This window comes from Dyella japonica DSM 16301 (genome assembly GCF_001010355.1).
GTDB classification, from domain to species: domain Bacteria; phylum Pseudomonadota; class Gammaproteobacteria; order Xanthomonadales; family Rhodanobacteraceae; genus Dyella; species Dyella japonica.
Window position 1 is genome coordinate 1 of record NZ_JPLA01000009.1, and the last position, 23,112, is coordinate 23,112.

The 23,112-nt window shown below is 64.8% G+C and carries 20 protein-coding genes; all 20 read right to left on the reverse strand.

The genetic code is table 11. The features are described from left to right. Nucleotides 1–415 (reverse strand): NfeD family protein (locus tag Y882_RS03510; RefSeq protein WP_046970503.1); only part of this gene is annotated, 415 nt, incomplete at its 3' end. 19 nt (nt 416–434) lie between these two features. After that, nucleotides 435–1,388, reverse strand: a complete 954-nt coding sequence (locus tag Y882_RS03515) for an SPFH domain-containing protein (protein ID WP_046970504.1) — start codon at nt 1,386–1,388, stop codon at nt 435–437. Nucleotides 1,389–1,456: 68 nt separating this feature from the next. Further along, complete coding sequence (locus Y882_RS03520; protein WP_046970505.1) at nt 1,457–2,839, reverse strand: sensor histidine kinase; 1,383 nt, start codon at nt 2,837–2,839, stop codon at nt 1,457–1,459. Nucleotides 2,840–2,867: 28 nt separating this feature from the next. Continuing rightward, nucleotides 2,868–3,185: a hypothetical protein gene (locus tag Y882_RS03525; RefSeq protein ID WP_046970506.1), complete on the reverse strand. Its 318-nt coding sequence runs from the start codon at nt 3,183–3,185 to the stop codon at nt 2,868–2,870. Between the two features lie 180 nt (nt 3,186–3,365). Beyond that, nucleotides 3,366–4,703 carry a sigma-54-dependent transcriptional regulator gene (locus tag Y882_RS03530; RefSeq protein WP_046970507.1) on the reverse strand — a complete coding sequence of 446 codons (1,338 nt, stop codon included), beginning with the start codon at nt 4,701–4,703 and terminating at the stop codon, nt 3,366–3,368. A gap of 191 nt (nt 4,704–4,894) precedes the next feature. Continuing rightward, the gene (locus Y882_RS03535; protein ID WP_052949652.1) at nt 4,895–6,700 is read right to left on the reverse strand and encodes a DUF885 domain-containing protein; all 1,806 of its coding nucleotides are present in this window, start codon (nt 6,698–6,700) and stop codon (nt 4,895–4,897) included. Between the two features lie 81 nt (nt 6,701–6,781). After that, nucleotides 6,782–8,029, reverse strand: coding sequence for an ABC transporter permease (locus Y882_RS03540; protein ID WP_046970508.1), 1,248 nt, complete (start codon nt 8,027–8,029; stop codon nt 6,782–6,784). A 9-nt stretch (nt 8,030–8,038) separates the two neighbouring features. Continuing rightward, nucleotides 8,039–9,373 (reverse strand): ABC transporter permease, encoded by a 1,335-nt coding sequence (locus tag Y882_RS03545; protein WP_046970509.1) that lies wholly within the window; start codon nt 9,371–9,373, stop codon nt 8,039–8,041. A gap of 109 nt (nt 9,374–9,482) precedes the next feature. Continuing rightward, nucleotides 9,483–10,694 (reverse strand): ABC transporter permease, encoded by a 1,212-nt coding sequence (locus Y882_RS03550; RefSeq protein WP_046970510.1) that lies wholly within the window; start codon nt 10,692–10,694, stop codon nt 9,483–9,485. A gap of 8 nt (nt 10,695–10,702) precedes the next feature. Continuing rightward, entirely contained in the window at nt 10,703–12,025 is a 1,323-nt protein-coding gene (locus Y882_RS03555) for an ABC transporter permease (RefSeq protein ID WP_046970511.1), read from the reverse strand. A gap of 19 nt (nt 12,026–12,044) precedes the next feature. Beyond that, nucleotides 12,045–13,268: an ABC transporter permease gene (locus Y882_RS03560; protein ID WP_046970512.1), complete on the reverse strand. Its 1,224-nt coding sequence runs from the start codon at nt 13,266–13,268 to the stop codon at nt 12,045–12,047. 2 nt (nt 13,269–13,270) lie between these two features. Beyond that, nucleotides 13,271–14,575, reverse strand: a complete 1,305-nt coding sequence (locus Y882_RS03565) for an ABC transporter permease (protein ID WP_046970513.1) — start codon at nt 14,573–14,575, stop codon at nt 13,271–13,273. Nucleotides 14,576–14,607: 32 nt separating this feature from the next. Further along, nucleotides 14,608–15,837, reverse strand: coding sequence for an ABC transporter permease (locus Y882_RS03570; protein WP_046970514.1), 1,230 nt, complete (start codon nt 15,835–15,837; stop codon nt 14,608–14,610). Between the two features lie 15 nt (nt 15,838–15,852). Beyond that, on the reverse strand, nt 15,853–17,166 hold the full coding sequence (locus Y882_RS03575; protein WP_046970613.1) for an ABC transporter permease: 1,314 nt from the start codon (nt 17,164–17,166) through the stop codon (nt 15,853–15,855). A gap of 69 nt (nt 17,167–17,235) precedes the next feature. Continuing rightward, complete coding sequence (locus tag Y882_RS03580; RefSeq protein WP_046970515.1) at nt 17,236–18,468, reverse strand: ABC transporter permease; 1,233 nt, start codon at nt 18,466–18,468, stop codon at nt 17,236–17,238. A gap of 10 nt (nt 18,469–18,478) precedes the next feature. Beyond that, nucleotides 18,479–19,792, reverse strand: a complete 1,314-nt coding sequence (locus Y882_RS03585; RefSeq protein ID WP_046970516.1) for an ABC transporter permease — start codon at nt 19,790–19,792, stop codon at nt 18,479–18,481. 64 nt (nt 19,793–19,856) lie between these two features. After that, nucleotides 19,857–20,579, reverse strand: a complete 723-nt coding sequence (locus Y882_RS03590; RefSeq protein WP_046970517.1) for an ABC transporter ATP-binding protein — start codon at nt 20,577–20,579, stop codon at nt 19,857–19,859. 40 nt (nt 20,580–20,619) lie between these two features. Continuing rightward, the gene (locus Y882_RS03595; protein ID WP_046970518.1) at nt 20,620–21,891 is read right to left on the reverse strand and encodes an efflux RND transporter periplasmic adaptor subunit; all 1,272 of its coding nucleotides are present in this window, start codon (nt 21,889–21,891) and stop codon (nt 20,620–20,622) included. Nucleotides 21,892–22,080: 189 nt separating this feature from the next. Then, a complete protein-coding gene (locus Y882_RS03600; RefSeq protein ID WP_046970519.1) occupies nt 22,081–22,665 on the reverse strand; it encodes a hypothetical protein in 585 nt (194 codons plus the stop codon). Between the two features lie 176 nt (nt 22,666–22,841). Continuing rightward, the gene (gene hemP / locus Y882_RS03605) at nt 22,842–23,063 is read right to left on the reverse strand and encodes a hemin uptake protein HemP (RefSeq protein WP_046970520.1); all 222 of its coding nucleotides are present in this window, start codon (nt 23,061–23,063) and stop codon (nt 22,842–22,844) included. Nucleotides 23,064–23,112 lie beyond the last annotated feature (49 nt).

Genomic DNA, 23,112 nt, shown 5'->3' on the forward strand with positions numbered 1-23,112 from the left:
CCTCCACCCCAACCACCTCCACCATCGCCCCCGCCGGCAAATCCGGCCCGCTCACCAACCACAGACCGTCACCCACCTTCGCCTTGCCCCGCCCATGCACAATCGGCTCAACCAGCACATAACGCTGGCCGATTTTCTGCTCACCGCGACGATTGAGCAGCGCATCGCCGGGCTCGTCGCGCATCAGGCGCGGACGCAAGCCGTACCAGTACGCGGCGCATGACAGAAAGGCGAGCACCACGAACACCACCGCCTGCGCCAGCATCGACAAATCCGGCGCCACCAGCACCACCACGCCGGTGATGCCGGCGGCAATGCCGATCCACAACATGAAATAGCCGGGCAGGATCACCTCGATGGCGATCAGCACCAGCGCAAGAATCCACCACAGGTAATGAAGGGCAATCTGTTCCATCGTCGTCGCGCCCCCGGTCTCAGCTTATTGACGGCGGCGTGCGGCGGACCGTGGTGCTGGCCTGCTGCTGGCTGAGCGAATCCTTGGCCAGTTCGGCAATGCCGGCGAGCGAGCCGAGGATACCGGTGGATTCCATGGGCAACAGCAGCATCTTCTGGTTGGGCGAGTTGGCCATTTCCTTCAGCGCTTCGACGTACTTGGTGGCGACGAAGTAGTTCAGCGCGTTGACGTTGCCGTTGGCAATCGCCTCGGACACCATCGCAGTCGCCTTTGCTTCGGCTTCGGCGGAGCGCTCGCGGGCTTCGGCGGCGCGGAAAGCGGCTTCCTTCTCGCCTTCGGCGGCCAGGATCACCGACTGCTTCTCACCTTCGGCCTTGAGGATGGCCGCCTGGCGGAAACCTTCCGCATCGAGAATATTCGCGCGCTTCTCGCGCTCGGCCTTCATCTGGCGGGCCATCGAATCGACCAGGTCGCGCGGCGGCGCGATGTCCTTGATCTCGATGCGGTTGACCTTGACGCCCCAGGGATGGGTGGCTTCGTCAACCACCTTGAGCAGCTTGGCGTTGATGGCGTCGCGCTGGCTGAGCGATTCATCCAGATCCATTGAACCGAGCACGGTGCGGATATTGGTCATGATCAAGGCCAGTGCAGCCTGCTCCAGATTGGCCACTTCATAGGCGGCCTTGGACGCATCCAGCACCTGGTAGAACACCACGCCGTCCACGCGCACCACGGCGTTGTCCTTGGTGATGACGTCCTGCGAGGGTACGTCCAGCACCTGCTCCATCATGTTCATCTTGCGCCCGATGTTGTAGATGAAGGGCGCCAGGAAATGCAGGCCGGGGGAAAGCGTGCGGGTGTAGCGACCGAAGCGCTCCACCGTCCATTCGTAACCCTGCGGCACGATGCGCACCAGCTTGGCGAGCACGATGACCGCGACCACGATGATCACTAAAGCAAACAGCTGTCCCATTGCCACATCCCCGTTCCATGAAGGTTGCCCCCGAGTATAGGCGAGCGCACAGACCCGCGATGAGGGGTTCAGCGCGGCCCCAGCGGCAGGAGCAGGCTGACCCGCAGACCGCCCTCTTCCCGGTTGGCCAGCGCAATGCGGCCGCCATGGGCTTCGGCGATCTCACGTGCCAGGGCCAGGCCCAGGCCCGTGCCTGAACGCTTGGTCGAATAGAACGGCAACAACGCCTGCGCCAGCACCGTTTCGCTCATGCCGGGGCCGCGATCGGCCACTTCGATGCGCACGTCGCGGCCGATGATGCCTAGCGACAGCGTGACCTCGTCATCGGCGCTGCCGGACTCGTGCGCGTTCTTGACCAGGTTGATCAGCACCTGCTCGATCTGCGCGGCGTCAAACCAGCCGAGTTGTTCGGGCACCGAGCCTTTGAGCTGGAACTTGCAGTGCAGCGACAGGCCATCGAGGAACGGCTTCCAGTCGATCGCCACCGGCTGCGGCGCGGGCAGCTTGGCGAAGCTGGCGTAGCCTGCGATGAATCCGTGCAGATGCCGCGCGCGTTCGCCGATAGTGGCGAATACGCCCGGCAGACGCGCGGTGTCGCCGCGGCGCGCCAGTTCCGCACCCGAATGGGCCAGCGAGGAAATCGGCGCCAGCGAATTGTTGAGCTCGTGGCTGATCACGCGTATCACGCGCTTCCACGTCGCCACTTCCTGGCGCGACAACTCGCGCGTCATGCGGCGAAACAGCTGCAGGCGATGCGGCCGTCCATGCAGGCGGAAGCTCCGTTGCGACAGATGGAAGGTCTCTTCGCCGCCATCCATTTCGACCGTGAGCAGCGCATCCTCGCCGCCTTCCACGGCGCGCCGCAGCGCCTCGGGGCTGTCGCTGATCAGCTCGGCGAAGCTCAGGCCATGCAGGGTGCGGCCTTCGTTGAACAGATGACGCGCGGCGATATTGGCGTAGGTGACGCGGTTGCTCGCATCGGTGAGCACCAGCGCCACCGGCGTGTTTTGCACCACGGTATCGAGCAGCAATTCGCGCTGGGCGAGGTTCTGCCGCTGCTCGCGCAAGGTCTGGCCCAGCGCGTTGTGCATGCGGATGAGTTCGCCCAGCTCGTCGCGGCGCGTGGCGGCGATGGAAAAGCTGAAGTCGCCATCACGGTAGCTGGCCACGGCGCCTTCGAGCGCGCGCAGCAGCTTGGTGATCGGCGACATCACGCGATGGCCCAGCCACAGCGACAGCGGCAGCAGGAACGCGAGCGAGACGAGGATGCCGCCATAGAAACCAAAGCGCGCTGGTGCACCCAGGTCGATGCCCAGATCGTGCCGCATCCACACCAGGATCTGCGGCAGCGGCCATTGGGTGACGCCGGCATAGATGAGTGCGCCGGTCAGGCCCGCAAAGCCCAGCAGCACCACCATGCGCGACTCGAGCGAACGCAAGCCCAGCCGCATCAAAGGTCTCCTCCGTGAGCCATCGTCATCAGTGGCATCCCGCACCCGGCCCCATCGGCACGCAGTTTACGTGCGGCCCGTGGCCGTTGTTGATGATCACCCGGATCGGCGTCTGATCGGGCGGTGCCTTGTCCTTGGCGGGGTTGGCGCTGAAGTTGAAGCGTTGCGCGTCGTTGGCGGCGCTGCTCAAGGTGTCGCGATAGCCGTCTGCCGCCGTGCTTGCTGGCGCGGGAGGCATCGGGGGCAAGGTGAGATTGGGGGTTTTGGCGGGCGCGCTGCCCTGGGCCCAGGCCGCGGCGTTCAGGCAGCACAAGCCGATGACGAGTAGCAGGGTGCGGTGTCGCATGGCGGACTCCTTCTGCACGGGCCACATCATCCTCGGGCTTTGGCGCGTGGGCAATCGCGACTTCCCCACCGTCGTAGGAGCGCACCCTGTGCGCGACCGTCCCGTCACGGTTTGCCAGTTCGATACGGTGGTCGCGCACAGGGTGCGCTCCTACAAGTGAGTCGCCTGGGCCGGCGGGCATCACGCCTGGGCCAAGCCGTAACGTTCCATGCGGCGATACAACGCCTGCCGTGACAGACCCAGGGTCTGGGCCGCACGGCTGACCACGCCACCGGCCTTGTCGAGCGCCGCTTCCACCGACTCACGGCTGGGTTCGTCCAGGTTGCGCGCGCCGGCCACGGCCATCTGCGGCAGGTTGAGCTGTTCGGGGGTGATGCGGCCGTCGCTCACCAGCAGCGCGGCGCGTTCGATGGCGTTCTTCAGTTCACGCACGTTGCCCGGCCACGGATAGCTCAGCATCGAATCGCGCGCGGCGTCGGTCAGTTCGGCGCGGCCACCGAGGAAGAATTCGGCCAGCGGCAGGATGTCGTCGACGCGATCGGCCAGCGGCGGCAGGTTCACTTCGATCACGTTGAGGCGGTAGTACAGGTCTTCGCGGAACGTGCCCGCGCGGATCATCGCCTTGAGGTCGGCATTGGTGGCGCTCAAGACGCGCACCTTCACCTGGCGCGTGCGGCCCGAACCCAGGCGCTCGAACTGGCCGGTTTCCAGCACGCGCAGCAGCTTCACCTGGCCCGACAGCGGCAGGTTGCCGATTTCGTCGAGGAACAGCGTGCCGCCGTCGGCCATCTCGAAGCGGCCTTCGCGCGCCTTGTTGGCGCCGGTATAGGCACCCGCATCGGCACCGAACAATTCCGCTTCGATCAATTCACCCGGCAGCGCGCCGCAGTTGACCGCGATGAATTGGCCGCGCTTGACCGCCGAGTTGGCGTGCACGATGGCGGCGATGCGTTCCTTGCCGGCGCCGTTGGGGCCGGTGATGAGCACGGGTACGTCGGAGCGAGCCACCTGGCAGGCCAGGTCCAGCGTGCGTGCCATGGCTTCGGAGGCGAACACGATGCCGTCGAGGTCGTAGCGGCGCTGCAGGTCTTCACGGCGCTTGCGGCGCTCGTTGCGGGCGCGCGTGACTTCGCGGGTGGACTCGGACAGCTCCAGCAGGTTTTCCACCGTGGCGAGCAGCTTGGCGTCGTCCCACGGCTTGGCGAGATAGTCCGCCGCCCCGGCCTTGACCAGTTCCACCGCGGTTTCCAGGTGGGTCCAGGCGGTCAGCAGGATCACCGGCATATCGGTGTGGCGCTGGCGCAGCTCGCGGAACAGCGCGATGCCCTCCTCGCCCGAGGTGGTATCGGCGGTGAAATTCATGTCCTGGATCACCACGTCCACCCGCTCGGTCTCGAGCATGGCCAAGCCTTGCTCGGGCGTGAGCGCGATCAGCGGGCGGATCTCATGCAGGGAGAGCGCCAGGGACAGCGCCTCACCCACGGCCGGGTTGTCGTCGATGATCAGTACGGTTCGCATTCGTCGCTTGCACATGTAGACGTGGATGCATCTCCACGCCAAAAGGTTGACAGGTTCGGCCGAATTCGTCGCCGGTGAGTTCTTAAAATGACCGTCATCCCAGCGAAGGCTGGGATCCAGTGCCTGTCCAAGGCGCTGAAGGCGCTGGATTCCAGCTTTCGCTGGAATGACGGTTCCATAGGACTAACGACTTAGTTGTTGACCGGATGCACCGGCGCCTTGCCCGCCTTCACCGCGGCAATCCAGGCATCGGTACGCGCTTCGAGCACGTCCAGCGGCAGCGCGCCGCCGCCCAGCACCTCGTCGTGGAACGAGCGGATGTCGAACTTGTCGCCCAGCTCCTTCTTGGCGCGCGCACGCAGCTCGAGGATCTTCAGCTGGCCCATCTTGTATGCCAGCGCCTGACCCGGCCAGGTGATGTAGCGGTCGGTCTCGGCCTGCACATCCGGCTCATCCTCGCTGGAATGGGCATGGAAGAAGTCGACCATCTGCTGACGCGACCAGTGCTTGTAGTGCACGCCCGTGTCGAGCACTAGGCGGTCGGCGCGCAGCAGTTCATCGGAGAGATGGCCGTAGTAGGACAGCGGGTCCTTGTAGAAGCCCACTTCCTTGCCGAGCTGCTCGGCGTACAGTGCCCAGCCTTCGATATAGGCGGTATAGCCCGCCTGCTGGCGGAACGGCGGCAGCTTGGGCAGGGTCTGCGCGATCGAGATCTGCATGTGATGGCCCGGAATGCCTTCGTGATAGGCAGTGGACTCGATGCTCAGCACGCTGCGGTTCTGGTAGTCGCCGGTGTTGACGAAGATCTGGCCCGGACGCGAGCCATCCGGCGTGCCCTGGTGATATTCGGCCGCAGCGGCTTCCTTCTCGCGAAAGGCTTCCACCGGCACCACTTCCACCTTGGTCTTGGGCAGCAGGCCAAACAGCTTGGGCAGCTCCGGCTGCATGCCAGCCAGGTAGTTGCGGTAACGGTTGAGGATGTCCTCGCGCGAGGTCGCATGCACCTTCGGGTTGGTCTTGAGCGATTCGCGGAAGCTGGGCAGATCCTTGAAGCCCTGCTGCTTGGCGATCTCGGTCATCTCGCCTTCGATGCGCTTGACCTCGGACAGGCCGATCTCGTGGATGCGCTCCGGGCTTTCCTTGGTGGTGGTCATCTGCTCCACCTGGAACGCATAGATGGCCGCGCCATTGGGCAGCTGCCACACGCCCGGCTCGCTGCGGCCGTGCGGGGCGTAGTCATTCTTCACGAAGGCGCCAAGCTTCTGGTAAGCCGGGCGCACCTGCTGGTCGATCGCCGCCAGGATGGCATCGTGCAGGCGCTTCTGGTCAGCCGCGGAAACCGTCTTGGGGAAGTGCTTCAGCGGTTCGGCAAACACGCTGTCCATGCCGGCCGGCTTGCCGATGCTGTCAATCTGCGTGACGACTTTTTCGAGCAGGTATTTGGGCGGCATCATGCCGTCCTTCAGGCCCTGCTGCGCCACGGCGGTGACCTGGTCGAACAGGGCCGGCACGGCCTTCAGGCGCGCGAGGTAGTCGTCGTATTCCTTGGTGTTGTCGAACGGGATCGAGCTGATGAAGCCGGCCAGCTGCAGGTGCGCGCCGCTCATCTGGTCCAGCGGCATCTCGTCGAGCTTCAGCTGATGCGACTTGAGCGCATCCTGCAGCTGGCGAACCATCAGCTGCTGGTTGAGCTTGTCGTCGGCGGAGAAGCCGGTGGTGTCGATCGCCTGGAAGCGCTTGAGGAAGTCCTGGGCCTTGGCCACTTCGGCTTGCTGGTGCGCCAGCGAAACGTCGCTCCAGCGGTCGTTGTAGCGCAGGTCGCCGAGGATGGTGGCGAACTCCGGGGAGTTCTCCAGATTGTGCTGCCACTGCTCGGCCAGCAGATCGTTCAACGCCTTTTCGCGCGTGGAGACATCCGCCGGGGCGGCCTGCACGGTGGCGGCGCAGGCCGCAGACAGTGCCAGGCTGACCAGGAGCATGCGTGGTCCAATCTTCATGGGTACATCCTCGGGTTGAGATAAGGCCTATTCTGCACACCGCGGGCCGGGCTGCCCGTGCCGAACTGCACGGCAATCCGTTCAGATAGCCCGCGTGGCCACCACCGGGGGCACCTCGGCTGCCCGCCTGGCCGGCGCCAGCACGGCCAGTTGCCCCAGCAGCAGCACCGCCGCGCCGCCGATGGGCAGGTAATTCCACGGCAGGCGCGGCAGTTCGTAATAGTGCATCAGCAGCCCGTTGGCCACATAAGCCAGGGCCATGCCGACCAGCACGCCACCGCCGGCGATCAGCAGGTTCTCCAGCATGAAATAACGCAACACCTGCGAACGCCGCGCACCCAGCGCCCGCTGGATGCCGATCTGGCGCGTGCGCCGCTGCACCCAGAAGCCGGTGAGGCCCATGATGCCGATGGCGGTGACGAGGATCACGGCAATGGTGACGCCGGCAAACAGCCACAGGGCGGCGCGCTGACTCTTGAGCGCCTCGTGACGGGTCTGGGCATAGGTGGCAATGCGCACCTGCGCGTCTTCGCCCATTTCCGCCCCAAACTGGCGTTTGACGGTCTCGCTGATGCCGTGCATCGCCACGTCCCGCATGGCCGGATCGATGCGGACCGCATAGCTCAACAGCGCCGTGTCACCGATGCGCTTGGCGGCCAGCAGCGTATTGTCTCCGCGGCCATCAGTGGCCAGGGTCAGCTGATTGCGCAACAGGTGACGCACAACGCCCACCACGAAGTATCCATGTTCGGGATCGTCGGTGACCGAGAGGTTCTTACCCACCGCCGACTGCCCGTCGAACAACTGCCGTTCCAGCGACTGCGTGATGATCACCGGCTCGGGCGATGAAGGCTTGTCCACGTCGGAAGATTGCTGGGTGATCCCAAAATCACGGTATTCCGAGGGCAGGAAATCGCGACCTTCGACCAATTGCAGACCAAGGGTCTTCACCAGGCCTTCGCCGAAATAGCCGTTGACGCCGACGGTCACGCCCTTGGGCGATTTTAAGTTGTAGTCGACCATCACCATGCCGATCATGGGCAGACCCAGCGCGCTCGACGCGGAGCGCACGCCGGGCGTATGGGCCAGCGCCAGTTGTCCGGCGTGCGCCTCGGCGGCGCTGAAGGTATGCGTCCGCGAGAAGATCTGGTCCACCAGCACCAGTTCGTCTTCAGCTAGGCCGCTTGGCGCCACCATGGGTTGCACGCGCTGCCACACCAGGAACAGCACATTGCAGAGAATGGCGCAGGCCAACGCGACCTGCAGCATCACCAACGTCGGCATGAGTGCGTGACGCTGCAACATCTTGAACATGATCCGAAGTGACATGTCGCCCCCCTAGGCGCTCTTGACCTGCAGTCCCGGCTCGACGCGTGAAGCGCGCCACGCCGGCAGCCATCCGGTTAGCAGGCCCACCGCCAGTGCGAGCGCAAACAAGGCGCCAAACATGCTCGGATCGAGCCGCGCCAGATCGGTGAAGCCATTGTCTTGCAGACGCAGCGTCCACAGCCCAAACAAGGTCAGCGGCCACGCCAGCAGGCCACCGAGCAGACAGATCAACGACGCCTCGAACACGTGCTGCTGGAAGATGGCCACGCGAGGTGCGCCAAGTGCACGGCGTATGCCGATCTCCCCACCGCGACGCAGAAAGCGCGCCGCCAGCAGGCCGGCCACGTTCGCCATGCACAGCAGCAGGAACGATCCGGCAAGCCACGCATTCAAGCGCACGTTGTCAGGCACCACGTTCTGTTTGCTCAACCAGGCGCCCACGCCAGTGAGTTCCGAGCGCGGCGGCTTGCCGAAACCAGCCAGGGCCTTCTGGTTGGCAGCGTAGTGCTGCAGATAGTCGCCAAACGCATCGACCTGCGCTTTCGACGGCAGGTCGACCCAATAGCTCACCGCAGCACAATGCGCGGCGTCGGTGCCGAACATGGTCCGCTTCTTCGGCGCGTCTTCATCGCAACCGTCGTTGCCTGCCAGGTCCACACCGGCATCGAGCAACGCGCCCAGCGGCACAAACGCGAGGTCGCGCCGGCTGCCGCTGAAACTCATGGCTGACAAGTCATAGAAGTGTGGTTGTGGCGAGAACGGCGCGCTCACACCGATCACCTGGAACTCATGGCTGCCAATCTTCAGCTCACGTCCCACGGCCTGAATGCTGCCAAACAGTTCCTGGGCCAGGGCCTCGTCGATGACCACTACCGGCGCACGCGCCGCGTCTTCCGCCGCCGTCCAGCTGCGACCGCTGCGCAAGCCCACGCCGAGCATTGGCTGGAACTCGGCCGTCGTAGCCAACAGGTAAGCGTGCTTCACATGAGGATGCACCGCATCGTTGGCCGTCATCTCGGTATAGACGCTGGTCATCGCGGCCTGCCAAGTGGCCCGGTGCTCGTGCAGCATCTCCTGGGCATCGTCCAACTTGATGCGATGGTAGTTGCTGGGATTGATGCCATTGAGCGACTGAATGGCCAGGGGCTTGGCCCTCACCGTATCCACCCACGCCAGATACAGGTGCCCGCTGCGGCCAGGCAAAGGATCGGCCGTGAGCTGGTGCAGCAAGGCCAGTGTCGTCATCGTGGCAGCCAATCCCATGGCCACCGTGAGCACGGCAAGTATCGTGCTGCGTGGAAATCGCTTGAGTCCGTGCCACGCCAACATCAGGTTGTAACGCATCCGTTCCCGCCCTGTTGCTCGAGCCGCCGCCTTGTCGCAGCGTTCACGGCACGCTGCGCCCCTGTGACATCGGCCGGCGCGGCGCCGGCCATGTCGCCCCTGCACGACATCACACCGATCGCGCCGCCACCATCGGCGGTACCTGCGAAGCGCGCAGGGCCGGCGCCAATACGGCCAACTGCCCCAGTCCCCACAGCACCAACGCTCCCACCGGCAGGTAGTACACCGGCAGGCGCGGCACTTCGTAGAACTTCATCAACACCAGGTTGAGCGCGAAGGTCAGCACCATGCCAATGGCGATGCCCACCGTCACGATCAGGAAATTCTCTGCCTGGAAATAGTGCAGGATGTCGCCGCGCGTAGCGCCGATGGCGCGGCGTATGCCGATCTGCTTGCGGCGTTGCTGCACCCAGAAACTGGCCAGGCCCACGATGCCCAGCGCCGTCACCAGCAGCAGCGCGACGATGACGCCGGCGAGCGTGCCCACCATGATCCGGGTCTGGCGGAAGAAGTCCGTGCGCAGCTCAGGCACGGTGCGGCTTTGCTGCAAGTCGAGGACCGCCTCAGGGGCCGCCTTCTGCGCGGCGGCGCGCGCTTCACGCAGCACGCGCGCAAGATCGGCGGGATTAGCACGCAACGCATAGACACCATTGAGCGACCCGCCTGGGTTCACCGGCACGAACACGGACCACTCGCCCGCACTGTCGCCATGACCACCACCCGGATCGGGCGGCGCCAGGTGCGCCATCACGCCGACCACGCGGAAGTGGTACTGGTCCGAGAAGAACTCCTTGCCCAGCGGGTCCTGTCCCGGCCACAAGCGCTCGGCGAACGCGCGTGTGATCCACACCGAGGCGTTCTGCGGCAGCCACAGTTCGGCGGTCTGGAAGTCCTCCGGCTGAAACGCGCGTCCGGCGACCAGCTGCAGGCCCAGCGTCTCCACCGCGCCAGGACCGCCCGCGTAGAAATGCGGCACGGCGATGAAATGTTCGTGGTCGAGGTTGATGCCGGCATAGCCCGCGGGTTGCGCGAACGGCACGGCATTGACCACCGCCACCGACTGCACGCCAGGCACGGCGCGCAGCGCGGTGGTCACCCTGGCATTGAGGTCGGCGCCCTTGCATCCGTCGCAGCCGAGGTTGATCACCGCCAGCGAGGATTCGGTCACCCCGCTCTCGATATGCAGCGCCCGCAGCTGTCCCACGATAAGAAAGCAGGCATTGCACAGCACCGCGCAGGCGAGCGCGATTTCCAGCGCGATCAGCGCCGTGGCGAGGCGATGACGGCGCAAGGCAGAGAGGATGGGAGCAAATTGCGTCATGGCGGGCCTCACAATGACTTCAGTTGCCATGCCGGCACCACGCGGCATGCACGCACGGCAGGGAGAGCACCTGCCAGCAGGCTGGCGCCGATCGCGGCGACGAAGGTGAGCAGGAACATCGGCACATCCAGGCGCGCGAGATCTGCATAGGCCACCGGTTGTTGCCGGATAAACCACAGCCCCGCCATCGTCAGCAGCCAACCGCACACGCCGCCGATCAAACCAATCAGCCCCGACTCCACCATGTACTGCGCGAACACCGCGGCGCGGCTGGCGCCCAGTGCGCGCCGCAAACCGATTTCGCCGCTGCGGCGCAGGAATTTCGCCAGCAACAAGCCGATCATGTTGACCAGGCAGATGGCCAGAAATGCCACCGCCAGCCAGGCCTGCAGTCGCACATTGCTGGGCAACACGCCGTTGAAATCCAGCCAACCCATCAGGCTGCGCATACGCGTATTGCCCGAATGCGTAAAGCGACCAATCGCCTGCTGTTGCGCCGCGTAATCCGCCACGAAGCGCCGATACGCGGCGACCCGGTTGGCATCGTTGATTTGCACCCAAAACGCGACCCACACACAAGGAGAATCCTGCAGATGTCCCGGATGGGGCGGCATCTGCCAGCAGGTGAACTGCTGGAAATTGCCGTCGTTGACGTCCAGCCCGGTGAAGAATGGCGTGATCACATCTTCCGGCTTGGCGTAGAAGTCACTGGTATCGCCCGCGGCGAAGCGGCCACCGCGCACGGCGTAGAACTGGGGCGACGGCCGCCAGGGCTTGAGCACGCCAACGATGCGCACATCGCTATTGCGCAGGCGCAGGACGCGCCCCACGCTGTTCTCGCCGGCAAACAGCTTCTGGTTGAGGTCGTCGGTGATCACCGCCACTCGCGCGCGGGACGCATCGTCCTGCTCACTCCAGGGCCCGCCATAACGGAACGGCACGTTGAACATGCTGAAGAAGTCCGCCGTGGCCGACAGCATCGGCATCATCACGGCGGGCTTGCCGGCATCGGCCGTGTTCAGGCGCACCTGGCTCTGCACCAGCATCACCTGTCGATCGGCACGCTTGGCGCTCCACAGGTCGAGCGCCGACCGGTAGTCCAGCATGTCCAGCGGTTCGCTGCTGTCCTTGTTCTTCGGATCGGCATCCACCTGTGGATAGAAGATCGCCTGGCTGCGCCCCGGCAAGGGATCGCCGGACAGCAGATGCACCACCGTCAGCGTGGTCATGCTGGCGCCGATACCCACCGCGATGGCCAACACCATCAGCGCGGTGAGTACCTTGTTGCGGCCCAGGCTGCGCAGCGCAAGATCGAGGTAGTAGCCGAACATTCCCTTGTCCCTCCGTGGCTCAAACCGAACGTGTCGCCACCACCGGCGGCACGGCCGCTGCACGCATGGCGGGCCCCAGCACGGCCAGCTGCCCGATGGTCCACAGCAGCAAGGCGCCCACCGGGAAATAGATCGCCGGCAGTCGCGGCAGCTCGTAGTGGACCATCAACAGCAGGTTGATGCCGTAGGCCAGCACCATGCCCACGCCGATGCCGATGGTGGCCAGCAGGAAGTTCTCGGTCTGGAAGTAGTGCAGGATGTTTCTGCGCGTGGCACCCAGCGCACGCCGCACGCCGATCTGCCGGCGACGCTGCGCCACCCAGAAGCTGCCCAGGCCGACGATGCCCAGTGCGGTAACCACCAGCAGCGCCGTACACACCGCCACCAGCAGCCCCGTCATCGCGCGGTCGTTCTGGAAGAAATCCTCGCGCATGTTCGACAGCAGGTGCTGCTTGAGCACGATGCGGTGCGGGTTGATCTCTTTGAGCTTGGCCACCGCGGCCTTGAGCACGCGCTCGCGGTTCTTCGGATCATCCACGCGCACGATGTATTCGTTGTTGGCCACGCGTATCGGCAACACCATCGAGTAGCTTGCCGCCGAATCGTCCCAGATCGAGGGCCGGATCAGCTCCTTCACCACGCCCACCACGGTGAATCCGAAGTCGGACATGTAGACCTGCTTGCCCAGCGCCGACTGTCCCGGCCACAGGCGATGGGCCAGCTTTTCCGTGATCACCGTGACGTGCGGAATGCCCTTGGCATCCTTCGCTGCGGCCGCGCTGACCACCTGGTCCATGTCCATATAGTCATCGGCGTGCAGCTCGCGCCCTGCAATCAGCTGGGTGCCCAGCGTCTGGGTCACGTTCTCGCCGAAGTAATCCGTGGCATTGAGCGTGGCGAGGCGTTGCTTGGGATCGAGCTTAATGCTGCCGTTGGACGATGAATTGCCGAACGGCACCTGGTTGACCGAGGCCACCGACACCACACCAGGCACCTGTTGCAGCGCCGCCAGGTCTTCAGCGCGGCGCGCCTTGTCATCCTTGGTCACGCCGATATTGGTGAGCGCGATATGCAGCAGATGTTGCTCATCCACACCGCTCTGCATATGGATGCGATCGATGCGCTGGTTGATGATGAACACCGCATTGCAGACGATGGCGCAGGTCAGCGCGATCTCCACGATCACCAGGAAGGCGGTGGTCTTGTGACGGCGCAACGTGGAGAGAATCGGAAGAATGTCCATGGTCACTGGCTCTTCAGTTGCAGTGCGGGAGTGATCTGGCAGGCGCGCCATGCCGGCAGCAGGCCGGCAAGCAAGGTGGCGCCGACCGCCAGCAGGAACGTCACCAACAACATGCCCATGCTCATATGCGCGAGCGCCGCGTAGCTGGACGGCTGCTTGCGCACCAGCCACAGGCCAAAGAAGGCCAACAGCAGGCCGACCATGCCGCCGGCAAGGCCGATGACGCCGGACTCGATCAACAGCTGGGCGAACACTTCGCGCTTCGACGCGCCCAGCGCGCGGCGCACACCGAGCTCGCCGGACTTGCGCAGGAACTTCGCCAGCATCAGGCCCACCGTGTTGACCAGGCACACCAGCAGGAAGCCCAGCGCCAGCCAGGTCTGCAGGCGCACGTCGCCGGGCACCACTTTGTTGATGTCCAGCCATTCCATCAGGCTGGGCAGCTGCGCGTTCGGCGGACGCTGGAAGCGGCCGAGCGTCTTCTGCTCCTGCGAGTAGTGCACCAGATAGTCGCGATAGGCGGCGACCTTGTCCGTACCGTTGATCTGCACCCAGAACTGCAGCCATACGCAGGGCGAGGTCTCGGCGTGATCGTCGTCGCCGCCACCGGTGCCCCAGCAATCGGTGGAACCGCTGTGTTCGAAGTGGACGTCGCGCGCGGTGGTCAGCGGCACGAACACGTCTTCCACCGAGCCGTAACTCTCCATGTTCAGGTCATAGAAGCGCGGCGTCGGCCGCCAGCTGTCCAGCACGCCGATCACCTGGAACGCGCTGTCCTTCATGCGCAGCGTCTGGCCGACGCTGTTCTTGCCGCCGAACAGCTTCTCGTTGAGCGTGCGGCTGATCACCACCACACGCGCCTTGGCGTTGTCCTCGGACTCGCTCCACGGACGACCGTACAGGAACGGCAGCTTGAACATCGGGAAGAAGTCGCTGCTGGTATAGCGCGCGTCGCTGAAGAACGGGTCGATATTGGCCTGCGCCGGCTGCACCGGCACCGCACCGCCGGTCATCAGGGCCTGACGATCGGCGCGCTTGGCGTGCAGCAGGTTCATGCCGTCGGTCCAGGTCACCTGTTCCGGCGGACGCTTGCCTTCCTCGTAGCCGTCCATATCGCGCGGATCGACCTGCGGATAGAACAGCGTGGCGCTGGTGCCCGGCAGCGGATCGCCCGACAGCACATGCAGCACCGTGAGCGTGGTCATGCTTGCCCCGATGCCCAGGGCAATGGCCACCACCATCAGTGCGGTGAGAATCTTGTTGCGCCTGAGGCTGCGTAGCGCCAGGTCAAGGTAATAGCCGAACATGTGGTTTCCCCTCCTTAGCACCATCCACGCGATCACACCGATCGCGTGGCCTCCACCGGCGGCACGCGCGACGCGCGAAGCGCCGGCGCCAGCACCGCACCCTGCCCCAGCAACAGCAACATCGCCACGCCTGCCATCAGGTACACCATCGACAGGTGATGCATTTCAAAACGCGTGACCATCCACAGATTGATCGCAATGGCCAGCACTGCCCCGAACAGCACGCCGCCCACGCTGATCAGCAGGTTCTCGGTCATGAAGTAATTGAGGATGTCGCGCCGCGTCGCTCCCAGTGCGCGCCGCACGCCGATCTGCTTGCGGCGCTGGCCCACCCAGAAACTGGTGAGGCCCACGATGCCCGCCGCGGTCACAGCCAGCAGCACCGCGCAGATCACACCCATCAGGATGGCCATGCCGCGATCGCTCTCGTAGGCGCGCGAGCGCACGTCGCTGAAGCTGAGCACGCCATCGTCCTCGTTGATCACGCGGCGCGGGTTGTGCGCGAACAGCGCCTTGACCGCAGCCGGCATGGCCGTCTCCAGCTGCCCCGGCCGGGCGCGCACGATGTAGAACGCACCCAGCGACACATTCAGCCGCTCGGGGATGATCACCGAGCGATAGGCGAATTCGGAAGCCCAATGCTCCACGCTTTGCGCCTGCAGCAGTTCGACTTCGCCGATCACGGTCGCGGGACCGCCGATCAGGTAGATGGTCTTGCCGACCGCCGTCTCGCCCGGGAAGAGTTTTTCAGCCAGCGCCTTGGTGATGATGACCACCGGCGGCGCGAGCTTGTAGCGCAGATCCATGTGGCCAATTTCCTCGGCCCGGAAATTGCGCCCGGCGATCAGCTTGAGATCCAGCGTGTCGAGGAAGTTCTCGTCGGCGAAATAGATGGTGGCGCCGGAGCTGTCCTGCACCTGGTCGGGCTTGAGCCTGATGGCGTCATCCCAGCCGTCGCCGCGCAGCGGATAGGAGTTGCTGGGCGTCACGTTCTGCACGCCGGGCAGCTGGCGCAGCACCTGCAGATCCTCCCGCATCTGCGCGTCGGCCTGATCGGGGGCGGGCGCGCCCACCCACTCGCTCTTGATCACGAAGATATTGGCTTCGTCGATGCCGCTGGGTTCGGACAGATGCGCGACGCGCTGCTGGATGATGAACAGCGCATTGCACACGATCGCCAACGTGAGCGCGATCTGCGCCGCGATCAGGAAGGTGCCGGCCTTGTGTCGGCGCAGCGCGGAAAGGATCGGTTTGATCTGCATGGCTCGCCTCTCCCCTCAGTTGGACTTGAGCTGCCAGGCCGGCTGCACTTGCGCCGCCCGCCAGGTGGGATAGAACGCTGCAACCACGGTCGCCAGGATGGCCACCAGCAGGGTCAACAGCATCAGCGATACGTCCAGATGCGCCAGCCGCGCGATCTGCGGCTCGAACACCATACCCAAGCCCAGCATGCCGATCGCGGTGAACATCAAGCCCAACGCACCTCCCGCCAATCCAACCATCGCTGCCTCGGCCAGGAACTGGCGGTAGATGTCGCCGCGCGACGCACCCAATGCGCGACGCACACCGATCTCTGGTGCTCGGCGCATGAATTTGGCGAGCAGCAAACCAATCGTGTTGACCAGACAGATCAGCAGGAAGCCGAACGCCAGCGTCATCGAGATGCGGCTTTCCGGCGGCACCGCGCGCTGGTAGTCCAGCCATTCACGCACGTCGCGCAGCCGGTTGTTGGGCGCCCAGTTGAAACGCCCCGCTTCGCGCTGTTCACGCGCATAGCCGTCCAGGAACTGCCGATAGGCCTGCACCTGCGCGGCGTTGTCCAGTTCGACCCAGGGGTTGATCCACACGCATTCGCCCTGCAGCCAGCTATCCCAGGTATCGCCGCGCTTGCCGTCGCTGCCGCAGTTGTTGTTGCCGCGGGTATCGATGTGCTGCGCGATGGCGTAGGTGAAGGGGATATAGATCTGCGCGGGGTCAGCATAGGCGTTGCCGCTGAAGGTATCGAAGAAGCGCGGCTTGGGATCCCACTTGTTGGTGACGCCCACGATGCGGTACTGCTTGTCGTCCAGCACCAGCCGCTGGCCCACACTGTTGCTGCCGCCAAACAACTTCTGGTTGAGCTCGCGGCTGATCACGATGACCGGCTCGCGCGCTTCGTCCTCGGTGTCGCTCCAGCCGCTGCCGAACAGGAACGGTACGTCGAACATGCTGAAGAAGTCGCCGTAAGTCGCATAGCCGGGCGCCTTGAACGGCATGCGGTGCGGGTCATCCGGCATCACCGAAAGGCCGACCGGATAGAGCATGGTCTGACGCACCGCCTTGTGCGCCCGCATCAGGGCCACGGCGTCGACATAGTTGAGCGCCGAGGGCGGCTCGCCGTGGCGGTTGTACTGCGGCCCGCGGTTGTCGATCAGCGGCACGAACAACTGCGACGACTTCTGCGGGATCGGATCGCCCGATACCGCACGGAACACGGCAAAGGTCACCATCGACGCCGCCACGCCAAAGCCGATCGACATGATCATCAAAGTCGTCAGCAAGACGTTGCGCCGAAGGCTCGCCGCGCCCAGTCGCAAGTTGTGCACAAACATGCCGCTCATCGTTACCTCAAGTTTCCCAACAGGTCATGCCATCCTTGGTCTTGCTACACCACGCGCCGGTCAGACCGAGCGCGTGGCTTCCACCGGCGACACCCGCGAGGCGCGCATGGCCGGCGCCAGCGTGGCGCCCTGCCCCAGCAACAGCAGCGTCACCACGCCCACCACCACATAGACGATCGACAAGCGTGCCATCTCGAACTGCGTCACCAGCCACAGGTTCATGCCGACCGCGAGCAAGGCGCCAATCAGGACGCCGGCAATGCCGATCAGCAGGTTCTCGGTGAGGAAGTAGCTGAGGATGTCGTGCTTGGTCGCGCCCAGCGCGCGCCGTACGCCGATCTGTTTGCGACGCTGGCCGACCCAGAAGCTGGTCAGGCCGACGATGCCCGCCGCCGTGATACCCAGCAGCACCAGGCACACCACGCCCATCAGGATGGCCATGCCGCGGTCGCCCTTGTACGCATACTCACGCACCTGGGCGAAGCTGCGCACGCCACGCTCGGAAGGAATCACGCGCATGCGGTTGGTCTTCACCAGCGCCGCCGGCGCCGCCTTCAGCACATCGGCCAGCTGGCCGGGCTTGGTGCGGATCAGGTAGTTGGTGAATGCGCTGGTGAGCTGCACCGGCTGGATCAGCGAGTTCTCGTAGAACGAATCGGACCACGTGCCATTCCACGGCACCTGCAGGCGCTCCACGATGCCCACGATGGTGCTGGGCGACTTGGAGTCACCGATGTAGATCACCTTGCCCAGCGCCGAACCCTCCGGATACATCTTCTCGGCCAGCGCCTTGCTGACGATGATCACAGCCGGATCGGGCACGGCCTGCGGATCGGCTTCCACGATCTCGTCCGCGCGGAAGTTGCGCCCCGCGATGAGCTTGAGCGCCATGGTCGGCAAGGTGTGCTCGTCGCCGAAGTACTGCGTGGTGTGCCCCTTGGAGTTCTTTGCATCCGGATCGGTGCGCACGCCGGTAGACCAACCGCCGCCGCGCAGTGGATAGGAGTTCAAGGCCACGACGTCCTGCACGCCCGGAAGCTGGCGCAGCGCGACCAGGTCCGCCTTCACCAGAGGACCGGCCTTGGTTTCCTCGGTACCGACAAAGCGCGTCTGGATCGCCATCAGGTCGCTTTCCACCATGCCGGTGGGACGCTGCACGCGATCGAGTCGCTGGTGGATGATGAAGATCGCATTGCAGACGATCGCCAAAGTCAGGGCGATCTGCATGGCGATGAGGACGGTGCCTGCCTTGTGGCGCTTGAGCGCGGCGAGTATGGGCTTGATCTGCAGCATGGTCGTCGCCTCAGTTGGATTTCAGCTGCCACGCCGGCTGCACTTGCGCAGCACGCCACGTGGGATAGAAGGCCGCCAGCACCGTCGCCAGGATCGCCAGCAACATGGTGAGCAGGACCAGCGATGCGTCGAGCGTGGCCAACTTGGCGATGTCCGGTTCGAACACCAGCGAGATGCCCATCACGCCCAGCCCCGTGAGCACCAGGCCCACGACGCCACCGGCCAGGCCAATCGCGGCCGCTTCGATCAGGAATTGCAGGTAGATCTCTTTGCGCGTTGCACCCAGTGCACGGCGCACGCCGATTTCCGAGGCGCGCTTCATGAACTTGGCGAGCAGCAGACCAACCGTGTTCACCAGGCAGATCAGCAGGAAGCCCAGCGACACCAGCAGCGAGACCTTGGCCTCCTGCGGCACCACCTTCTGGTAGTCGAGCCATTCCGTCACATTGCGCAGGCGCGTATTGGGCGCCCAGTGGAAGCGGCCGGAACGCTGCTGCTCGGCGGCATAGCCGTTGAGGTACTGGCGATAGGCATCCGCCTGCGCCGTCGTCGGCAGTTCCGCCCAGAAGCCCAGCCACACACACTCGGACTTGATCCACGCATCCCAACCCTTGCCCGGATCCTTGCTGCAGTTGTTGTTGCCGTTGGTGGTCGTCTGCACTTCCACGGCACGCGTGAAAGGAATGAACACCTCGATCGGATCATCGAAGCCATTGGTGTTGATGACGTCGTAGAACACCGGCTCGGGGTTCCACTTGGCCGACACACCGACGATGCGGTAATCGCGACCGTTGAGGTTGATGTTCTTGCCTACGCTGTTGGCGCCGTCAAACAGCTTGTCGTTGAGCGCCTTGCCGATCACGGCCACTGCGGCATGCGAGGCATCTTCGTCGGCCGTCCAGCCATGGCCATAGAGGAAGGGAATGTCGAACATCGGGAACGCGTCGGCATACCAGGCGTAACTGGTTTCGCGGAACGGCAGCATGGACGGATCCGCCGGCACGATCGACATCGCTGCCGGGAACAAGGCCGTCTGCCGCGTCGCCCGCTTGTCGCGCATCAGGTTGATGGCGTCGGTATACGTGATCGCGTTGGGCGGCTCGCCCTTGTTGTCCTGCTGCGCTTCCGGGCCCCAGTTGTCGATCTGCGGCACATACAGCTGCGAAGACTTCTGCGGGATCGGGTTATTGGAGGTCGCGCGGAACACCGAGTAGGTGGTCATCGACGCGGCCACGCCGCAGCCGATCGCCAACACCATCAGCAGGGTCAACAGCGGGTTTTTGCGGAGGCTGCGCAAGCCAAGCTGGAGGTAGTAGGCGAACATGATCGTCCTTTACAAGGGCTTCAAGCCGCCTCCCGCCGAAGCGGGAGGCATCGGTGACCGGTTATCAGGCCGGAGCGTTGTTGCGCGCGGCGTGCACGGCGTGGTGGAAGCGCGGGTCTTCCGCCAGGTCGACCACCTGGCCGTCGATGATGTGCACGTTGCGCTGCGCGCGGGCAGCCAGCTCCGGATCGTGCGTCACCATCACGATCGTCGCGCCTTCGCGATGGATCTCTTCCAGCAGCTCCATCACGCCACGCGCCATCTGCGTGTCGAGGTTGCCGGTCGGTTCGTCCGCCAGCAGCAGTCGCGGCGAGCCGGCGAGCGCACGCGCAATGGCGACGCGCTGCTGCTGACCGCCGGAGAGTTCGGCCGGATAGTGCTTGGCACGCGAGGCAAGACCCACACGCTCGAGGGCATCCATGATGCGCTCCTTGCGTTCGGCCGCCTTCATGCCGCGATAGCGCAACGGCACTTCCACGTTGTCAAACACGTTGAGGTCGGGAATCAGGTTGAACGCCTGGAAGATGAAGCCGATCTTCTCGTTGCGGATGCGCGAGCGCTCGTTGTCGTTGAGGTTGCTCACTTCCACGCCGTCGAGGTGGTACTGGCCACCCGTGAAGGTCTCCAGCAGGCCGGCGATGGTGAGGAAGGTGGTCTTGCCCGAACCGGACGGACCGGTCACGGCCACGAACTCGCCTTCGTTCACGTTGATGTTGAAGTCGCGCAGCGCATAGGTCTCCACCACTTCGGTGCGGTAGACCTTGGACAGATGAGTCATCTTGAGCATGGTGTTGTCCTTCGAGTGGTGGTGATTAGTTGGAGGTTGCTTAATTAGAGATGGCGACACGCTGGGCGCCCTTGAAGCTGTCGGTACCGGAGATCACGATGTTGTCGCCTTCCTTGAGGCCATCGAGGATTTCCACCTTGTCGATGCTGCTGGCACCCACGCGGATGGGATGCTTTTCCGCCACGCCGTCGCGCACGAGGTAGGCATAGCTGCCACCCGATTCGTCGACGAAGGAACCGCGCTGCACGGTGAGCACGTTGTCGCGCTTGTCCAGCAGGATGCGCACGGACAGGCGCTGGTTCTGGCGCAGCTGCTTGGGCGTCTGGCCGTCGAAGCGCAGGCGGGCCGCAACTTCGCCGTTGACCACTTCCGGCGAAATGGCGCTGACCAGGCCCTTCCAGGTGGCGCCGTTGCCGCTGATCTCGCCGGTCATGCCGATGCCCAGGTCACGCGCGAAACTTTCCGGCACCTTCATTTCCACTTCGAGCGCGGACAGATCGATCACGCTGACCAGCTGGGCGTCCTTGGCCACCGTGGCGCGCTCGGCAATGAACAGCTGACCGACCTGGCCATCGACTGGCGACTTCACGTTGAGGTCGTCCACCTGGCGCTGCAGATCCTTCACCAGCAGCAGCTGGCGATCGTGCGCGAGCTTCTTGGACTGGATGTCGAAGTTGAGGCTGTCGGTATTGGTGGCCAGATCGGCCTTGGCATGCTCGAGCGTGATGCGCATCTTCTCGAGCGTGTCCTTGGACTTGTCCACGTCCATGCTGGGCACCGCGCCCAGCGTGAACGCCTTCTGATAGCGGGCGAGGTCGCGTTCGGCGCCCTGCTTGTCGATGCTGGCGTTGTCGAAAGCCTTCTGCAGTTCGCCACGCGTCTTGCGCGCGTCGATCTGCGCACGCAGGTAATCGACCTGCATGGCATCGGCGGCGCTCATTTCCTGTGCGAGCTTGTTGGTCAGTTCGGGGCTGTCGACGACGGCGAGCACCTGGCCCTTTTTCACCGCATCGCCCGCGTGCACCTTGAGCGTGACCGCACCGCCATAGGTGGCGTAGAGCGTGGGGCTGACTGCCGCCACCACCTTGCCCTCGGCGGCGATGTCGCGGACGAACGGACCGCGCTCGACCGTGGCGAACGCGAGGCGCGAGCTGCTGACCGAGGCATCGGCCGAGAACAGGCGGCCAATGCGCGGGCCGAACAAGGCGAGCAAGGCCAGCACGGCCACGCCGATGCCGATCAGCAGCATCCGGCGCTTGGGATTGGATTTGACCTCGACCAGTCGGTCTTGTGCGGAGGTATCGCGAATCATCGATGGGTCCCTGGCCGCTGACAATGCGGCCCCTGACCCTACTCAGCAATCCGCGTGCCAAGCCTCAAGCGTCGATTTATTCGCTATTTTTCAGTGGGTTGAGAACATGGACCGAGGGCGGACAGCTGTCCGCGGACACCTGCACGGACAAGCGGACAAGCGTCCGCGGACGGCATTCGCGGCGCGACCCTAGTCGAACGCCGGCGCCAGCGAGACCGCCGCCGCCCTCGCCACGTCGCGGGCGATGCCCCGCCCCAGCGAGGAAAGTTGCCCCAGCGGCAAGGTATCGAGCACGTCCAGCGAGGCCATCCGCGTGGTGCGGAAGCGCAGCAGCTGCGCGATCGCGGCCTTGCACGCCACCTCGCCCGGACAAACCGGCGCGGCCGGCAGCGGCGTACCGCCGGCAAGCAAGGCGTCCCAGGCGAGATAGTCGGTGTCCGGCAACAGATGCAGGCGGGCGCAGAACGCGCCGGACGCATCGAAGCAGTCGATCCATTCGCGCGGGCCGTCGGCGCCGATCATGCTCGACGCGCGCAGTTCTTCTGTCTGCAGCAACGGCGCCAGATCCAGCCGCGTCACCAGCCAGCCCGGGGCCAGCTCACGCGCGGGGCGCGAGGAGGCGCAGGCCGGCAGGTAGAGCACGCCGCCCAGCAGCGGCAGGCGCGCGGCGAGCGTGGTGCCGTCGATCCGCACCGAGCTGCGGCTGATGGTCCATGCCGCCGTATCGGCACTGGAGCGAACCGTCGCGAACGCATGTGCAAGCCAGCCAAACATCGTCAGTACTCCTTGGCAGGAAGGGACCTGGCTGGCGTCCGGGGAGAACCGCGTGGCTGGTGGTCTTGGGGAGGTGTCCCGGCCATGGCCGGTTGAAGGCGTCCTTGCCCATGAAGCTCCATCGGGGGACGGCATGCCCGCCTCGGCCCGCGCCGGAGCACGGGCCGAGGCGAACCTCACTTGGTAAGGATCAGCTTGTCGTTGCGGGTCAGGCGCAGGTGGTATTCGCTGCCCTGGTGCTGGATCACCAGTTCACGCTCGCCTTTGAGCAGCATCTGGCTGGAAACGCGACGGGTGGCGGCATCGGACGAGGGCGCCGAAGGCTTCAGGCTGAGCAGGCGGAACGGGCGCGCCAGGGCGTCGGCACCCTGGGGAAGGGACAAAACCGTCGTGGACATGGTGGAGCTCCGCAGGAGAGTGGTGACACCTTAGATGATAATAATTCTC

What these genes read in the sequence shown, in the direction of transcription:
- Y882_RS03535 (WP_052949652.1), bottom strand. Translation starts at nt 6,700, where the DNA reads ATGAAGATTGGACCACGCATGCTCCTGGTCAGCCTGGCACTGTCTGCG.
- Y882_RS03580 (WP_046970515.1), bottom strand. Translation starts at nt 18,468, where the DNA reads ATGCTGCAGATCAAGCCCATACTCGCCGCGCTCAAGCGCCACAAGGCA.
- Y882_RS03585 (WP_046970516.1), bottom strand. Translation starts at nt 19,792, where the DNA reads ATGTTCGCCTACTACCTCCAGCTTGGCTTGCGCAGCCTCCGCAAAAAC.
- Y882_RS03570 (WP_046970514.1), bottom strand. Translation starts at nt 15,837, where the DNA reads ATGCAGATCAAACCGATCCTTTCCGCGCTGCGCCGACACAAGGCCGGC.
- Y882_RS03575 (WP_046970613.1), bottom strand. Translation starts at nt 17,166, where the DNA reads ATGTTTGTGCACAACTTGCGACTGGGCGCGGCGAGCCTTCGGCGCAAC.
- Y882_RS03515 (WP_046970504.1), bottom strand. Translation starts at nt 1,388, where the DNA reads ATGGGACAGCTGTTTGCTTTAGTGATCATCGTGGTCGCGGTCATCGTG.
- Y882_RS03565 (WP_046970513.1), bottom strand. Translation starts at nt 14,575, where the DNA reads ATGTTCGGCTATTACCTTGACCTGGCGCTACGCAGCCTCAGGCGCAAC.
- Y882_RS03550 (WP_046970510.1), bottom strand. Translation starts at nt 10,694, where the DNA reads ATGACGCAATTTGCTCCCATCCTCTCTGCCTTGCGCCGTCATCGCCTC.
- Y882_RS03555 (WP_046970511.1), bottom strand. Translation starts at nt 12,025, where the DNA reads ATGTTCGGCTACTACCTCGATCTTGCGCTGCGCAGCCTGGGCCGCAAC.
- Y882_RS03560 (WP_046970512.1), bottom strand. Translation starts at nt 13,268, where the DNA reads ATGGACATTCTTCCGATTCTCTCCACGTTGCGCCGTCACAAGACCACC.
- Y882_RS03525 (WP_046970506.1), bottom strand. Translation starts at nt 3,185, where the DNA reads ATGCGACACCGCACCCTGCTACTCGTCATCGGCTTGTGCTGCCTGAAC.
- hemP (WP_046970520.1), bottom strand. Translation starts at nt 23,063, where the DNA reads ATGTCCACGACGGTTTTGTCCCTTCCCCAGGGTGCCGACGCCCTGGCG.
- Y882_RS03530 (WP_046970507.1), bottom strand. Translation starts at nt 4,703, where the DNA reads ATGCGAACCGTACTGATCATCGACGACAACCCGGCCGTGGGTGAGGCG.
- Y882_RS03545 (WP_046970509.1), bottom strand. Translation starts at nt 9,373, where the DNA reads ATGCGTTACAACCTGATGTTGGCGTGGCACGGACTCAAGCGATTTCCA.
- Y882_RS03540 (WP_046970508.1), bottom strand. Translation starts at nt 8,029, where the DNA reads ATGTCACTTCGGATCATGTTCAAGATGTTGCAGCGTCACGCACTCATG.
- Y882_RS03595 (WP_046970518.1), bottom strand. Translation starts at nt 21,891, where the DNA reads ATGATTCGCGATACCTCCGCACAAGACCGACTGGTCGAGGTCAAATCC.
- Y882_RS03520 (WP_046970505.1), bottom strand. Translation starts at nt 2,839, where the DNA reads ATGCGGCTGGGCTTGCGTTCGCTCGAGTCGCGCATGGTGGTGCTGCTG.
- Y882_RS03590 (WP_046970517.1), bottom strand. Translation starts at nt 20,579, where the DNA reads ATGCTCAAGATGACTCATCTGTCCAAGGTCTACCGCACCGAAGTGGTG.
- Y882_RS03600 (WP_046970519.1), bottom strand. Translation starts at nt 22,665, where the DNA reads ATGTTTGGCTGGCTTGCACATGCGTTCGCGACGGTTCGCTCCAGTGCC.